The organism is Daejeonella rubra, from assembly GCF_900103545.1.
Taxonomy (GTDB): domain Bacteria; phylum Bacteroidota; class Bacteroidia; order Sphingobacteriales; family Sphingobacteriaceae; genus Daejeonella; species Daejeonella rubra.
The window spans coordinates 15813-32016 of the sequence record NZ_FNHH01000004.1 but is presented as its reverse complement, the minus strand read 5'-3'; the positions used below and the strand labels follow the sequence as shown (position 1 = coordinate 32016).

General features: G+C 38.8%; 16 protein-coding genes. 6 read left to right on the top strand and 10 right to left on the bottom strand.

The features are described from left to right. Positions 1–86 precede the first annotated feature (86 nt). Genes BLR27_RS03915 through bshB1 form a run of 3 tightly spaced genes read left to right on the top strand, consistent with a single transcriptional unit; the run spans position 87 to position 1923 of the window. Entirely contained in the window at positions 87–707 is a 621-nt protein-coding gene (locus tag BLR27_RS03915; protein WP_090700389.1) for a DUF4294 domain-containing protein, read from the top strand. Further along, entirely contained in the window at positions 704–1210 is a 507-nt protein-coding gene (locus tag BLR27_RS03910; RefSeq protein ID WP_090700384.1) for a glutathione peroxidase, read from the top strand. The genes BLR27_RS03915 and BLR27_RS03910 overlap by 4 nt, the downstream gene beginning before the upstream one ends. Further along, a complete protein-coding gene (gene bshB1, locus BLR27_RS03905; RefSeq protein ID WP_090700380.1) occupies positions 1207–1923 on the top strand; it encodes a bacillithiol biosynthesis deacetylase BshB1 in 717 nt (238 codons plus the stop codon). Before BLR27_RS03910 ends, bshB1 begins: the two co-directional genes overlap by 4 nt. 53 nt (positions 1924–1976) lie before the next feature. Here bshB1 and lat read toward each other — a convergent pair whose 3' ends face one another. The 3 genes from lat to BLR27_RS03890 form a co-directional block, all read right to left on the bottom strand. Next, on the bottom strand, positions 1977–3308 hold the full coding sequence (gene lat / locus BLR27_RS03900) for an L-lysine 6-transaminase (protein WP_090700376.1): 1332 nt from the start codon (positions 3306–3308) through the stop codon (positions 1977–1979). A 193-nt stretch (positions 3309–3501) separates the two neighbouring features. Beyond that, complete coding sequence (locus BLR27_RS03895) at positions 3502–4389, bottom strand: 1-aminocyclopropane-1-carboxylate deaminase/D-cysteine desulfhydrase (RefSeq protein ID WP_176767602.1); 888 nt, start codon at positions 4387–4389, stop codon at positions 3502–3504. A gap of 44 nt (positions 4390–4433) precedes the next feature. Then, a complete protein-coding gene (locus BLR27_RS03890; protein WP_090700373.1) occupies positions 4434–5513 on the bottom strand; it encodes a DUF6588 family protein in 1080 nt (359 codons plus the stop codon). 222 nt (positions 5514–5735) lie between these two features. On the opposite strand from BLR27_RS03890, the gene BLR27_RS03885 reads away from it, so the two are divergent. Beyond that, positions 5736–6755, top strand: coding sequence for an RluA family pseudouridine synthase (locus tag BLR27_RS03885; RefSeq protein WP_090700369.1), 1020 nt, complete (start codon positions 5736–5738; stop codon positions 6753–6755). A gap of 2 nt (positions 6756–6757) precedes the next feature. Beyond that, entirely contained in the window at positions 6758–7597 is an 840-nt protein-coding gene (locus BLR27_RS03880; protein WP_090700365.1) for an aminotransferase class IV, read from the top strand. Between the two features lie 7 nt (positions 7598–7604). Here the strand turns inward: BLR27_RS03880 and fmt are convergent, their stop codons facing one another. After that, entirely contained in the window at positions 7605–8519 is a 915-nt protein-coding gene (gene fmt, locus BLR27_RS03875) for a methionyl-tRNA formyltransferase (RefSeq protein ID WP_090700362.1), read from the bottom strand. A 197-nt stretch (positions 8520–8716) separates the two neighbouring features. Then, the gene (locus BLR27_RS03870) at positions 8717–9982 is read right to left on the bottom strand and encodes an exo-beta-N-acetylmuramidase NamZ family protein (RefSeq protein WP_090700358.1); all 1266 of its coding nucleotides are present in this window, start codon (positions 9980–9982) and stop codon (positions 8717–8719) included. Between the two features lie 110 nt (positions 9983–10092). Here BLR27_RS03870 and BLR27_RS03865 point away from each other — a divergent pair, with 110 nt between their 5' ends. Beyond that, complete coding sequence (locus BLR27_RS03865) at positions 10093–11313, top strand: ABC transporter permease (RefSeq protein WP_090700353.1); 1221 nt, start codon at positions 10093–10095, stop codon at positions 11311–11313. Positions 11314–11315: 2 nt separating this feature from the next. Here the strand turns inward: BLR27_RS03865 and BLR27_RS03860 are convergent, their stop codons facing one another. The 5 genes from BLR27_RS03860 to BLR27_RS03840 form a co-directional block, all read right to left on the bottom strand. After that, positions 11316–11762: a hypothetical protein gene (locus BLR27_RS03860; RefSeq protein WP_090700350.1), complete on the bottom strand. Its 447-nt coding sequence runs from the start codon at positions 11760–11762 to the stop codon at positions 11316–11318. A gap of 50 nt (positions 11763–11812) precedes the next feature. Beyond that, positions 11813–12622 (bottom strand): nucleoside triphosphate pyrophosphohydrolase, encoded by an 810-nt coding sequence (mazG, locus tag BLR27_RS03855; RefSeq protein ID WP_090700347.1) that lies wholly within the window; start codon positions 12620–12622, stop codon positions 11813–11815. A gap of 41 nt (positions 12623–12663) precedes the next feature. Next, the gene (gene mnmD, locus BLR27_RS03850) at positions 12664–13338 is read right to left on the bottom strand and encodes a tRNA (5-methylaminomethyl-2-thiouridine)(34)-methyltransferase MnmD (protein ID WP_090700342.1); all 675 of its coding nucleotides are present in this window, start codon (positions 13336–13338) and stop codon (positions 12664–12666) included. A 36-nt stretch (positions 13339–13374) separates the two neighbouring features. Further along, positions 13375–13887 carry a rhodanese-like domain-containing protein gene (locus BLR27_RS03845; RefSeq protein ID WP_090700338.1) on the bottom strand — a complete coding sequence of 171 codons (513 nt, stop codon included), beginning with the start codon at positions 13885–13887 and terminating at the stop codon, positions 13375–13377. Positions 13888–14036: 149 nt separating this feature from the next. After that, positions 14037–16082 (bottom strand): M13 family metallopeptidase, encoded by a 2046-nt coding sequence (locus BLR27_RS03840; protein WP_090700332.1) that lies wholly within the window; start codon positions 16080–16082, stop codon positions 14037–14039. Between the last annotated feature and the right edge of the window lie 122 nt (positions 16083–16204).

The window sequence follows — 16204 nt, the reverse complement described above, 5'->3', positions numbered from 1 at the left end:
CGTTAACATTTTCACAGGGTTACAATATCTAAATTTGGGTATTAATAAATATAATAATTAGCTGTATTTTTGTAGACTATAAATTTATGAAATTTTTAAGGCTATCGGTAATACTTTTAGTGGTTTTGATGTCAAAAATGGCATTAGGCCAATATAAGAATGACCCAACGGTAAAGGGTATGGCCGACACAATACGCGTTTCCACCACCAACATAAATAATGAATTGATCCCCTGGGTTGTTATACCTGAAATAACGATCTCAGATACCCGTTTATTTAAGTCGCCCGAAGAAAAAGCCAAATTCAATCGCTTAAGATATAATGTTCTGAAAGTATTGCCTTATGCCATGTACGCCAGAAGGAAATATGCAGATCTGCAGGTACAGTTGAACTATGCGAAAAGCAGAAAAGAGAAAAGAGTATTAATAAAGACCTTCGAAGGTGAAATAAAAGATATGTTTAACAAAGAGATAAAAAATTTAACTATAACGCAAGGCGGTATTCTGATTAAATTAATCGACAGGGAGACAGGTACCAGTAGTTATGATCTCCTGAAAGATATGAAAGGTGGAATAACAGCATTCTTTTACCAGTCGATTGCAAGAATTTTCGGCAATAACCTCAAAAACACGTATGATCCTCAGGAAGATAGGGACATAGAAGCCATCATACAAGCCTCAGGCTATTACTCTTACAGCTATTTATGAATAAAGAATCAGTTTACCAGTTTACTGTTCAGCGATTGAATGGTACAGAAACGAATTTGCTTGATTATAAGGGTAAAGTATTGTTAATAGTCAATATAGCCTCAGAATGCGGGTTTACTCCCCAGCTGAAGGAACTGGAAAATCTTTATAAGGTACATGAAGGGGATGATTTTGAAATCCTTGCCTTTCCCTCAAATGATTTTGGAGGACAGGAACCTCTGGAAGGTGCTGCAATTAGTACTTTTTGTGAGGTTAATTTCGGAGTAAGCTTCCCTGTATTTGATAAGATCCGTGTCAGGGGAGCTTATGCGCATCCATTATACAAATTTCTTTCTGATAAGAAGCTCAACGGTAGCGTAGGTGCCAGTCCGAGATGGAATTTTCATAAATATTTAATTAATAAAGATGGCGAGCTGGTTGATTTCTTTTATCCTTTTACCAAGCCTAGTTCATCCAGAATTAATAAGAAGATCAATAAATTACTGAATTCAACCCCCTTATGAAGTTAGATATACTGGTATTTGCAGTGCATCCTGATGATGCAGAATTAGGATGTTCCGGAACAATTCTGAAGCAAATTGCTGCAGGTAGAAAGGTTGGTATAATCGACCTTACCAGAGGTGAATTAGGGACACGTGGAACAGCTGAAACACGTGACCAGGAGACAATTGAATCAACAAAGATATTAGGTCTGCATGTTCGCCAAAATCTTGAAATGAGGGATGGCTTTTTTCGTAATGATGAGGAACATCAACTAAAGATCATTCAGATGATCCGTAAATATACTCCTGAGATCGTTTTATGTAATGCCCTTCATGACCGTCATCCTGACCATGGCAGAGCGAGTGATCTGGTAAATGATGCATTATTCCTTTCAGGACTTCCCAAAATTAAGACAGAGCTGGATGGGGAATCCCAAACAGCTTACAGGCCCCGTTTAATGCTTCAATATATTCAGGACAGATATATTGAGCCTGATATTGTGGTAGATGTTAGCGATTTCTGGGATAAAAAAATGGAATGTATTCATGCCTTTAAAACCCAGTTCTTTAATTCTGCAAGTGATGATCAGGAAACCTATATTTCTTCCCCTCACTTTTTAAAAGTAATAGAAGCACGTTCCCGCGAATTAGGAAAGTCAATCAATGCTATTCATGCTGAAGGCTTTACCTGCAGGAAATTGCTTGGTATTGATGATCTTATGGATCTAAGTTGAATTTGTATTAGCCCCGCCCAGGATTTTAATCCGGGGCTGGGCTAATATGTTTATTACAGATTAGGAATAATCCGTTCCAGAACTTCAAGCCCTGTATCAATATGCTTCTCTTCAATGATCAGGGCAGGCCTGAAACGAATGGTCTTTTCACCGCAACCCAGAAACATAACATGCTCTTCCATCCCTTTAGTGATGAAGCGATCGCGCATATCTTTATTAGGGAAGTCAAAAGCAGTAATTAATCCCTTTCCACGTACATTTGAAACCTTTTCGGTCTTTCCAGAGATCTCGGTTAACCTTTCCTGCAGATAGCTTCCGCTGATGGCTGCGTTAGATAATAGATCGTCTTCTTCAATAATTTCAAGTATTCGCGTAGATCGAACCATATCTACCAGGTTTCCTCCCCAGGTGGAATTGATCCGTGAAGGTACTTTGAACACATTTGTTTCTATCTCATCCACTTTATTGCCTACCAGTATTCCGCATACCTGCATCTTTTTTCCAAAAGCTACAATATCCGGACGAGCGTTCTCGCCAAAATGCTCATGTGCCCAAAATTTACCTGATAAACCTACACCAGTTTGAACTTCATCGTAGATCAGAAAACAATCGTTTTCATCAGCTATAAGTCTTAATTGCTCCAGAAATTCCTGACGAACATGGTTATCACCACCTTCTGATTGTATAGGTTCAATGATTATAGCACAAATATCATCCTTGTTATCTAGAAATGCCTGATGGATCTGTGCTAATGAAAGTGCTTCTCTCTTAATAAGATCTTCATATCCATCTTCAGTAAATGGAAATTTAATGGCAGGTATGCTTACCCTTGGCCATTCAAATTTGGCAAACCATTTCGTTTTGTCGGCTACAGTATTGGTTAAACTTAGCGTGTAACCGGTACGGCCATGAAATGCTTTTTCAAAATGAAGCACTTTCAAACCACGTTCCTTTGTATATCCCTTTTTAAAGTTCTTCTGAACTTTCCAGTCCATGGCAACCTTTAATGCATTTTCAATCGCAAGTCCTCCGCCAGCAATGAAGAAGGCATGAGGAAGGTATTCCGGAATTCCAACACGAGAGAAGGTTTCAACAAACTGAGCGTATTGAGTGGTATATATATCTGAATTGGATGGATTAGTTAAAGCTGCCAGCATCAGATTTTTTTTAAACTCTTCATCATTGACCATCTTGGGATGATTATAGCCCAAAGGAACAGAGGCAAAGCAGGTGAAAAAGTCTAATAGTGTGCGGTTATGTCTGGAATCATAGATATGAACCCCATTACTTTTTTCCATGTCGAAAGTTAAATCATAACCATCAGCAAGTATATGTTTGCTGAGTGTTTCCTGAACCTGATCTGGTGATACTGATAGTTTATACATGGTCAATTGATTAGACCCAAAATTAAAAAAAAGCCCTCATATGACCAAATTTAGCCTTTTTTAGCCCTGCTTCAGTAAAAAATAGCTTTAAACAGTTTAAAGCTATTTTTTGAATGTTTAATAATTTTCAGGTATTGTTTCAGGGCTGTGGGATTCTGTGGGAACCAGTAAATTTCTGCCTGAAATTGATTGTTTAGAAATTAAATCGGTTGATCATTCCCGAAATTCCGGAGAGCCCACCTGTATGGATTGCCAGAATTTTACTGCCGGGTTTAAAATGATCTTTTGTGATCAGATCAAACAGTGAATAGAACATTTTTCCTGTGTAAACGGGTTCGATCAATATTCCGCTTGTGCCACAGAAATCTTTGATAAAATTCAAAAGTTCTTCATCCGTTTTTGCATAACCTCCAAAATGATAGCCGGAATGAAATTCAAAAGAATTTCCGCCTGAAAAGGTTTCAATTTCTGCTCTGAGGAATTCTGCGCCTTTCAATACCGGAATTACATGAGTTTTTGTGGGCAGTGATCGGTCCATTAATCCCTTTATGATCCCGGATGCAGTGGTTCCGGTTCCGGCTGCACAAAATATATCATCATATACCTCCGGTAATTCATTGATTAGTTCTGAGCAGCCCATAACAGCAAGTGGACCAGCGCCTCCTTCATCAATAAAATATGCTTTGGAATTATCTTGAAAATGCAGTTCAAATAGCCTGTTTTTATTCCTGTAGCTCTCCCTGTCAATAAATATTAGTTGCATGCCAAACAGCCTGCATAAAGTCAGGGTTTCATTTTTAACTTCTTCCCCACGAACAAACCCGGTAGTTTTAAATCCGAATTTCGCTCCTGCACAGGCAGTTGCCAGAAGATGATTGGAGTATGCACCACCAAAAGTTACCAAATGGTCTTTGTTTAGATATGCGGCATCCCCTAGTAAATACTTAAGCTTCCGCCATTTATTGCCGGAGATGAACGGATGGATCATATCATCTCGTTTTACAAAAACCTGTATCCCCTTTTTTATAAACAGGGGATTAATGATTTCTTCTACCGGGCTATAAATATCTAGTTCGATCATCGGAGGACTGGATTGCTGGGCAGATTCAAAATATCCCTTAAATCTTATTTCCCTAAGCCAAATCCGATACCACCATTAAATGAATTGTATTCAGCCATGCTGTAGGATCCATATATTCTGAAGAAGGCAAGGTTTAGCTGGAAACCAATATTAGTTCTGAATCCATTTATATCAGTCTGATTGATATTCACAGGGTTGGCATAGCTTGTATATGTTTTTTGTCCTAATGGAGTAACACCGGTAACAATAGGATAATTTCCCTTTAACCCGGCATCTGTTTTAGCGGTATTGTAACCAAGACTTAAAAATGGAGTGAAAACCAAAAATCTTTTTGAAATAATTGCCTCTGTATTGATTCCTGAAAATGTTGCTTCAATCCTTTGATTCGAAAAATCCTGGATCTGACCAGGTGATGCCGGGATTGATCCTGAAGGTACAGGAACATCCAATGGAACCTCAAAACTAAATTGAGTATAACCTGCAGCCACCGCTATATCAACCGGAAATAATTTGTCGGCCATCCCGGATATTAAAGGAAGTAATTCAACCTTTATTCCCCCTCCAAACATACCGATCGACCCAATGTCGTTTCCTATATTCACTTTTGGCATTGCCCTTAATGTAAGCTCAATGCCTCTTGGGAGCCCGATGGAGCCTTGTAATTGTGGGGCAGGTATCAAACCAAGACCGGTTCCTTTTGGCATAGTGAATGATTCTATAGGCTGGTTAGCTGAATCATAAACAGTTAGCTGTGTATTTAAAGAATTCCCGCCAGCAAAGGTGGGAGTGAGGGTTTGAGCCGGATTAGTTGGCCTTACATTATTAGACAATCCGATTTTTGTTACATCGAAAGTCTCATCCATCGGTGGAACTACAGCTCCTGTCAATCCAATACGAAGATCGAAACGCAGCAGGTTCTTTGAGTGTGCTGAATTGTTCCATCCTGAGTTTAAACCTACCCCAAATCCTTTGAAAAGTGGTTTCAAATATGCTTGTGCCAGTTTTGTTGCATCTGCCGGACCAGATTTTATTAAGCCTGATACATCACTTTGTGAATATGCAGAACCTGAAATTAAGAAGATCAGAACGGCGATAAAGATTCGGATAGATAGGATTTTTTTCATTCTATTTTATTTTGAGAGTCTCATTTAAATGAGACCAGATTAAATTAATTCTTTAATTGATCATTCGGGTTAAAAGCATATCAATTGAATATCAGCAATAAAGGTAAATTCTTTTAGGCAATCAGGATGAAAAATGCAAGATTAAAACAATCGCATCTAAATCTTAGTAAGATCAATGCTGGTTTATTCTTAATAATCCTTTCAAAGGTTTAATTTTGCACCATGACAGATGAGAATCAGGATTTAGAGGAACAGGATCTTTACGAGCACCTGCGAATTGTGGTGGACAAGGGCCAGTCATTGTTAAGGCTGGATAAATTTCTGATCATCCGAACCGAGAATACTTCGAGGAACCGAATCCAGAATGCTATTGATGCCGGAAACGTTTTAGTGAACGAAAGGGTGGTAAAGGCTAGCTACAAAGTTAAGCCTTTGGACGTAATTTCTATGGTTCTGCCTCATCCTCCCCGTGATACAGAGGTTTATCCGGAAGATATTCCAATTGATATCATATATGAAGATGATGATGTGATCATGGTAAATAAAGCGGCTGGTATGGTCGTTCATCCTGGTTTTAATAATTATACAGGCACTCTGGTGAACGCGTTGGTATTCCATTCACAGCAATTGCCTCAAATGCCTGGAAATGATGGCAGACCCGGTTTAGTTCATCGAATTGATAAAGACACCTCCGGACTACTTCTTGTCAGTAAAAACGAATGGGCCATTACTTTTCTGGCGAAGCAGTTCTTCGATCATTCGATCGCAAGAAAGTATATAGCGCTGGTTTGGGGAGATTTAACTGAGGATGGTACCGTTACAGGTTATATCGGTCGAAGTGTTAAGGATCGAAAAGTAATGGCTGTTTATGATGATGAAAGCAAAGGCAAGTGGTCGGTTACTCATTACAAGGTTTTGGAACGGTTCAACTATGTAACATTGATCGAGTGTCAGCTGGAAACCGGGCGCACACATCAGATCAGGGCACATATGAAACATATAGGTCACCCTTTATTCAATGATAGTACCTATGGCGGCGACAAGATTTTAAAGGGTACTGTATTCAATAAGTACAGGCAATTTGTAGAGAACTGTTTTGAAATCCTGCCCAGACAGGCCTTGCATGCTAAATCATTAGGGTTTATACACCCCTCAACGAGAAAATTTATCCATTTTGAAACGGAGCTTCCTGCTGATATCTCAGCTGTGATAGAGAAATGGCGTAATTATATAAAAGAATAAAAATGGGTAAGCAGTTCATTAATTTTAATGGTAATATTCTCCCATCTGATCAGCAGATCTTTTCAGTAAATAACCGTGGTTTTCGTTATGGTGATGGACTTTTTGAATCCATGCGGTACATGAACGGGGTTTTGAAATTCCCGGATCTTCATATTGACAGGGTTCAAAAGGGAATGAAAGTGCTTAAACTGGACAATAGTTCATACATAGATTCCTGGTTTTTGCGTGAGAAGGTTGATGAGCTAGCACGAAGAAACAAAACCGGACCTGATGCAAGATTCAGACTAACTGTTTTTCGTGATACAGAAGGTTTGTACAGTCCGGTTTCCAATAAAATGGCTTATGTGCTGGAGAGCCAGAAAATGGAAGACAACCAGTATACTTTCAATAAAAAAGGACTCATTATTGACGTTTATGATGAACTGACCAAGCCGGTAAACATTCTTGCTAATCTTAAAACCTGTAATTCACTGGTTTACGTTCTTGCTGGTATTTTTAAAAATCAAAATGCACTTGATGAAGTGATGATCTTAAATCAACATGGATTCCTTTGTGAGTCAATGAGCAGTAATGTGTTTGTTGTCTATGACAGGAAGTTATATACACCATCTCTGAATGAAGGCTGTATTGGGGGTGTAATGAGGCAGGTAGTTATGCGTTTGGCGAAAGAGAACGGCATAGAACTTATTGAAGCTCAGGTGAATCCGGATATTCTAAATGAAGCGGATGAGGTGTTTATCACAAATGCAGCAAGAGGCATTCAATGGGTAATGGGATATAATAACAAGCGATATTTTAACGAAGTGTCGAAGTTTCTGAGTGAAAAATTAAACTTGCTATAATACGCAACTATAAGCGCACACCTCTTAAAAATTCATCGATCTTCATTTTCTTTTTACCTTCTAATTGTAATTCCTTTACAGAAATAAAGCCATCTGGGCAGGCAAATTTAAGGGTCGTTTTATGGTCAGTCTGAAAACTTCCCGGTTCCAATTGATGTACTGCCTGTTCTGCTTCAGCTTTGTAGATCTTAAGTGTCTTGTCCTGGAAAATGCAAAATGCAGCAGGATAGGGGCTAAGTCCCCTGATATGGTTATATATTTTCATTACCGGCTGATTCCAGTCGATCTGACAATCCTCCCTGAAAATTTTTGGAGCCGTTTTCAGAACCTTTTCGCCGGTTTTATCCTGAGGGATTTCTTTATACTCGCCTGATTCAATTGCTTTAACAGTTTTAACCAGCAGATCTGCACCGATATTCATCAATTTATCATGCAGATCACCGGCAGTATCCTGTTCATCGATCTCTACCCTTACCGTAAATAAAATATCACCGGTATCAATCTCCTGTTTCAGGAAGAATGTACTTACTCCGCTTTCTTTTTCGCCATTAATGATCGCCCAGTTTATGGGTGCAGCACCCCTGTATTGGGGCAGGAGAGAACCATGAAGGTTAATTGTTCCCTTTGAAGGCATATTCCATACTATTTCAGGTAACATCCTGAAAGCAACCACAATCTGAAGGTCTGCTTTTAATGAGCGTAATTCTTCAATGAATTCAGGATCTTTCAATTTTACTGGCTGCAGTATTTTTAGTCCTTTTGCTACTGCATATTGCTTAACTGCAGATTCATTGATCTTCTGCCCCCTGCCTGCAGGTTTATCAGGAGCTGTAATGACTCCAACTATATCAAAGCCCGCTTCCAGGAGCGCATTTAAAGAAGCGACGGCAAAATCGGGGGTGCCCATGAATACTATTTTCATATTGAGGTATGAGGTTTGAAGTATGAGGTATGAAGTATGAAGTATGAAGTATGAGGTATGAAGTATGAGGTTTGAAGTATGAGGTTTGAAGTCTGAAGTCTGAGGTATGAGGTATGAGGTTTGAAGTATGAGGTAAGAAGTATGAGGACTGAATTTCCGACCTCAGACTTCCGACCTCCGTCCTCCGTCCTCCGGTCCTATTGATACAGTAAATACTTCTTCCTCATTAACTTGTACTGAGAAAGTCCGGGTTCCCAGCTTTGGCGGATCTCTTCCTCTGATTTACCAGCAATGATCTGTTGTTTCAAATCGTAGGTGCCGGCAAGTTTGTCGAAATTACCCATCTGATTACTCTGCTTGAAGTCAAAGAATTTATCTTTATATGGATAAGCATTGTATAATTCGATTAACCAGCTAAGGTTTATTTTTCCTTCCTTACGGATCTTATTTGTATTGTACTGACGAAGATCTATCCCATAGCAATCTTTGTTCATGTGCAAAGGGGTTTCGCTCATTCCTTTAATCCCTTTGGGTACAAATGAAAATTTGTATTTCCCTTTCAGATCAGGATTTCCCAGAATAGTGAATGGAAAATAAGTTCCGCGTCCCTGGCTAATGATAGTTCCTTCAAATAAACATAATGATGGGTACAGTAAAATAGATTGTGCGGTATTCAGGTTAGGTGATGGCTTAACCGGTAATACATAAGGCATTGTATGAGTGTAATTAGCATTCTTGATCACTTTTATATTACACTTAACCTTATTGGCAAGCCATCCTTCTCCATTCAGCATCTGTGCATACTCCGCAATGGTAAGTCCGTGAGTGATAGGAATTGGGTTAATTCCGATACCTGATTTCAATTTTTGATCAAGGATTGGTCCGTCCACATAAAAACCATTTGGGTTTGGTCTATCCAGAATAAGTAATTCTTTATTATTGTCTGCACAAGCTTCCATAACATGCTGCAGTGTGTTTATATAGGTATAGAACCTTACACCAACATCCTGAATGTCATAGATCATCAGATCTATATCTGCAAGATCTTCTTTGGTTGGTTTGTTATGTTTTCCGTATAGAGATATCGCAGGTATGCCGGTTTTTGCATCAAAGCTATCGTCAACATGAATCCCTGCGCTCGCATCTCCCCGGAATCCGTGCTCAGGGCCAAATATTTTAACGATTTTAACACCAAGGGACAATAAACTATCCACAACAGTGGTACTGCCAATAACAGAAGTTGGATTTACAACCATTCCTATTCGCTTTCCTTTCAGATAAGGAAGGTATAGTTCAGTTTGTTCCGCTCCGGTACGAAGTTTACCCCGGACTTTGTCAATATTTTCAATTTTGACATTTCTGGGGTCAGGAACTGGATTTCTTCCTGTTTGTATCTGCTGTGCTGAGCTGTTGCAGGAAATAAAAGTGAATATTGCTAAAATTAAATAAGTAAAACGGGACATGTTTTGTTAGGATTAAATCAGGTATAAATGAATCTTTAAGGCTAATTGTTTCTGAAACGAAATTAAAAAAAATGCATCTTTGCTAAGGTACAAAAAAAACCATTTCAGGATTGAATTTACCTTTTTTCATTGCAAAGCGTATAACGTTTAACTCCAAACGTACTTTTTCAAAGCTAATTGTGCGAATCGCAATTCTTGGAATTATGCTTGGCCTTGCCGTAATGATTTTGGCTGTAGCCATAGTAAAAGGGTTTAAATCTGAGATCAGAGAAAAAGTAAGAGGTTTTTCAGGTGATATTCAGATTGCTAAGCTTGACCTGAATACATCCTATGAAAATACTCCTTTCAGTATTTCAGATTCTGAATTTAAAAAAATAAGCATAAGTCCGGGAATTTCATTTATCCAGCCTTTTGCAACAAAGCCGGGAATTATTAATGCCGGCGATGAAGCCGAAGGAGTTGTGCTGAAAGGGGTTGATAAAACCTATGACTGGGAATATTTTAAAAAGATACTTGTCGCAGGTAAAGTGATTGATTTTTCTGATCCTGTTAAATCACGATCACAGATACTGATCTCGGAATTTACTGCCGACAGGCTTAATCTGAAGGTAGGTGATGACTTTCTGATGTATTTTATTGAAAATTCACTCCGGAAAAGAAAATTTGAAATTACAGGCATCTATAACCTGGGCGTCGAAGAGGTTGATAAAATATTTGTGATCGGCGATCTGGAACTGATCAGAAGTCTCAATAAGTGGGAACCTTCACAGGTTGGAGGATACGAGTTGAGGGTAAACGATTTTAATGATCTGGATATAATCGAGAATAAGGTTTATGAAGATCTTGGGGTTGAGCTCAAATCATATACTGTAAAGGAGTATTATCCAGCCATTTTTGAATGGTTGTCTTTATTGGATGTGAATACTCAGGTTATCCTGATCCTGATGATGGCCGTTGCAGTGATCAATATGATATCTGCTTTACTTATCATGATCCTGGAACGTACCAATATGATCGGAATACTGAAAGCATTAGGAAGTTCCAACTGGAATGTTCGTAAAATATTCTTGTATAACGCTACTTACCTGATCGGGCTCGGCTTGTTAAGCGGAAATGTTCTGGGGATAGGATTAGGTCTTTTTCAGCACTATACCCACTTTTTTACGCTGGATCAGGCTTCTTATTATATGAGTTTTGTACCCGTTCAGTTAGATATTCAGGATATCCTTTTACTTAATGCGGGAACCTTGCTAATCAGTTTAATGGTACTTCTTATTCCTTCACTGCTGGTTACCAGAATTTCTCCTCTGAAGGCGATAAGATTTAAGTAATATTAGATCTTACTAACCGAAAACAGAACTTTTTTTTCCTGTGTATCATTTATTTTTGGATAGGGCTCAACTTTTCTTATTGTAATTGAATAGCTGATATTGCTCAGAGTGATCTGTTTTGTATCTGATCCTGAATTTTCACATTGACCTAAACAAAGTTCTGTAAATACTTCCGATCCTGAATTATCGGATAATCTGAGTTTTACAATTGCATTTCCGGCAGTGACACAGTTTGCATTTATCGGGCAGCGACTGTCGTTTACACTGATCATGCTTATGGTTAATTCTTTACTGTCTTTAGCGAATATTACAGTCCTGCCGATGCTAAGCTCAAATATAATATCAAAATAAGCTACGCCGGATCCATTCATTGAATCTTTGCTGCACGACAGCATGGACAAGAATAAAACAAATGTTGCTGCCAATAATGGCCTGTATGCAGTGTTCATTTTATAGAATTTAAAGGAAAACGATTATCCCTCATTAATATACGAAATTTTTAAATACTTTTTGCCTCATTCCAGAAAACGTCCATTTCTGTCAAACTCATATCTTTCAGGCTTTTCCCCAACTCTTTAGCCTTACTTTCGAGGTATTGAAAACGTTTGATGAATTTTTTATTGGTCTTTTCCAGGGCATCTTCCGGGTTTATGTCAATGAACCTGGCATAGTTTATTAAGGAGAACAACAGATCCCCAAACTCAGCCTCCGCTTTTTCTTTATCAATGGCCGTGTTTTCAATAGTGTTAAATTCGTCCCTGAACTCTCTTAATTCTTCCTCAACCTTTTCCCAAACCTGTGATTTTTCTTCCCAATCGAAACCTACTCCGCGGGCTTTTTCCTGAATTCTGGAAGCCTTGATCAATGCAGGTAATGATAATGGTACACCTTCCAGAACTGATTTGTTGCCCTCTTTTAATTTTAGCTGCTCCCAGTTTCGTTTCACATCTGTTTCATTCTCCACTATTACATCACTGTAAATATGAGGATGACGATGAATAAGCTTCTCACAAATACCATTCAGCACGTCCACGATGTTAAAATCATTGGTTTCGGATGCAATACGGCTATAAAAAACAAGATGGAGCATTATATCTCCAAGTTCCTTTTTAATTTCGTCCATATTCCCTTCAAGTATTGAATCAGAGAGTTCATAGGTCTCTTCAATGGTGAGATGCCGAAGCGTCTCCATGGTCTGCTTTTTATCCCATGGGCATTGCTCCCTAAGCGTATTCATAATAGTTAAAAGGCGTTCGAACGCAGATGCAGGATTATTTCCTGCAGGGGGTATGGTATTGGGAGCCGGCATGATGTGGATCTTATTTCTGGTAAAAATAGGGTTTTTGTTTTTTACAATTTGACGGCTCTCAGCATTTCCCGCTTTCCGGCAGCCCCGGGTGCTTTTTCAATTGAAAAACCAAGACTCTTCATCGTTCTTTTCAGATCGCCGGTGATCGCATAGGTTACAAATACACCACCCGGCTTTAAGAATTTGCAGATATGATTTAGCGATTCCGGATTCCACATCTCTGGCTGATGAACAGCAGCAAAGGCATCGAAGTAGATCACATCAAACAGCTCTTCTGATCTGAAGTCAAGCAGTTTTTTATGAGCAATTCTGAGTGAACAAGCAGAGCTTATTTCGGTATTCCGATTTAGGGCAACAGAGTAATTATTAAGGAATGAATTCCATAATTCTTCAGATACATATTCCTGATATCCAGTTTCAGCGATCATTTCCTGATTCAGAGGATAGGCTTCTATTCCAGTATAATTAAGAGAGATCTCATTTTTCAGGCAATGATCGGCGGTAACCAAAAAGTTTAAGCCTGTTCCGAAACCAACTTCAAGTACTGAGGCTTTTTTTTCTGTTTCCTTTTCCAGGTAAAAACAAAGTCCGGAGTTTAAAAATACATGTTTGCTTTCCTGTAATGCTCCGTGACGGGAATGATAATTCTCACCTACCTGTTCATTGAAAAGGGTTTTTGAACCGTCAGAGGTCAGTGCAAAGCTTAAATGATCCATTGTATAGGTTGCTGTGTTTGATTTGTTTTGAAAGGATCAATAAACTTTAGTTCCACGGCTTACCCAATGGCTCCAGGATTCATTGTAGGTATGGATCTCAGAGGTCTGAACGCCATTTTTTTTGTAAACCGGATTTCCCTGGTTTACCCATTCGAAAAGACTGCCGTATAGATTAAATACATTTTTATATCCTGCTTCTATCAGTTTTTCGCCAATTTTTTCGCTTCTCATCCCAACAGAACAATATAAAACGATCGTGGCATTCTCAGGTATATCATATATTTTGCGCATATCAAACCAGAAATATCCAACATTACGGGCATTTTTTATATGGCTGACATTGAATTCTTCCTTTTCACGGGTATCCAAAATGTAAAGATCCTTTTTATCTAGCTTGATAAGATCTTCTACAGATATAAGGGGAACGCTGTGATCGTACAGGCTGTCCAGCATTAGTTTATATTCCTGGTTTTTGATCTGTGCTTGCAGTTCGAAGCTTAAAAAGCATAAAATGAACAGACAGTACTTAGAAAATCTCTTTATTCTCATAAACAATTCCGGGGGATACTCTGAGTATGCAAATTAAACTTATTTTTTTTCAGTTTCTTATGTAGAATACTATCTGATTCAAAAATTTATTAAAAAAAGCCCTTTGTTTGATTTAAACAAAGGGCTTTAATGGTCTTATTTAAATGATTTTACCAGATCCTGATGCGGTCTTCCGGTTTTTTATAAAGTTTATTTTCCGGTTTAATATCAAATGCATTATACCATGCATCCATATTTACCGGTGCACCGATAGTACGGTATGGTCCTGGTGAATGGGTGTCTGTTACGATGAACTGTGCAGCTGTTTCATTCAGGATATTGCCTTTCCAAACTTGAGCCCATGAAAGGAAAAATCGCTGATCAGGAGTGAACCCATCAATTTTTACAGTGCTTTGCCCTTGTTTGGTCATTTTGAATGCCTCATATGCTGCATTTAATCCGCCAAGATCACCAATGTTTTCACCAAGAGTAAGCTTTCCATTTACATGAATGGTATCCAGTACAGTATAGGCGTCAAATTGCTCCTGTAATGCTGTAGCTTTTACTTTGAAACGGGCACGGTCTTCATCAGTCCACCAGTTACGTAATGTGCCGTCTTTATCATACTGACTTCCTGAATCATCAAAACCATGAGATATCTCATGCCCAATGACAGCTCCAATTCCTCCATAATTTACTGCATCGTCAGCATTTGGGTCGAAGAATGGGAACTGAAGAATTCCTGCAGGGAAAACGATCTCATTATTAACCGGATTGTAATACGCATTTACAGTTGGTGGGGTCATTCCCCAGCGGCTTTTATCCACCGGTTTCCCAAGTTGATTGACCATATCTGAATATCCCCATGCTCCAGCATTTCTAAGATTTTGAAAGAATGATTCTCTTTTGATCTCTAGGCCATTGTAGTCTTTCCATTTATCCGGATAAGCGATCTTCGGAGTAAATGCATGTAGTTTATCCAATGCTTTTTGTTTAGTTACATCAGTCATCCAATCCAGATTCTTGATCCTGATCTCATAAGCCTTAACCAGGTTGCTAACCAGTTCCTGCATTCTTTCTTTTGCTTCAGGTTTAAAATGTTTTTTAACATAGATCTGACCAAGAAGATCACCAACGGTGCCATCAGTTAATGAAGACATACGCTGCCAGCGCGGTGTTTGAACCTTTTGACCGGAAAGAGTCTGGTTAAATGCAAAGCTTGCATTCACAAATTCAGAGCTTAGAAAAGGTGCTGAAGTTTTAAGCACATTCCATTTCAAATAGGTTTTTAGATCATTGACAGGTGTTGAACTAAGCAATCCATTTAATTCAGTGAAGAATTTCGGAGAGTTTACCAGAACCGTATCCTGCCCGCTTACCTTCATTAATGGCATTAAGCTCTTCCAGTTCAGGTTAGAAGTGGACTTGCTAAAATCAGCAACTGAGAATTTATTATATGTTTTATAAGGATCACGCATCTCAACCCTGCTCATTTGTGCAGAGGCAAGTGCCTTTTCCAGGTTGAAAATAGTTTCAGCAGCCTTTTGAGCGTCTGCCGGAGATGATCCTGAAAGGGTGAATAAACGTGTGATATAATTTTTGTAGGATTCCTGAATGGTTAAGCTCCTTGCATCATTCTTCAGGTAATAATCGCGGTCGGGAAGGGTTGTGCCACCCTGGCTCAACTGCGGGACTATGTTTTTTACGTATTTTCTGTCTTGTCCGACAAAAAAACCAAAAAACGGAGATCCGCCACCATAGGTACGCATTGTTGCTGCGTGATTAATTATTCCGTTCAGATCAGAGATCTGGTTAACCTTTTCAAGATCCGGTTTGATTGGAGAATATCCCAGTTTTTCAATAGTTAAACTATCCATACCAGCCATGTAGAAGTCGCCTACACGTTTTTCAACTGATCCGGCTGCTGCTTTTTTATTGCTCGCCGATTCTGCCAGAATAGTTTTTACAGCAGTTATGTTAAAGTCGCGTAAGAGGTTAAAACTACCCCATCTCGTTTCCTTTGCAGGAACAGGGTTGTTCTTTATCCAGGTACCGCTGGCATAATTATAAAAATCATCCCCTGGATTTTTAGTCAGATCCATCCCGGATTTATCAATGAATACAGGCTTTTTGACTGGTTTTGAGTCATGCTGTGCACTGGCATGCATCGTAACAATGCATAAGCCTGCAGACAGAATTATTTTAGTATAATTCATGGTTCAATATTTATTGGTTAGTATAGAAAAGATAAAAATAAGAGTTAATTGCAATAAGAAAAGAATGAAATTGATTGAAACTACTATTGAACAATGAAATTTGGCGGCCCAATCTTAAATTA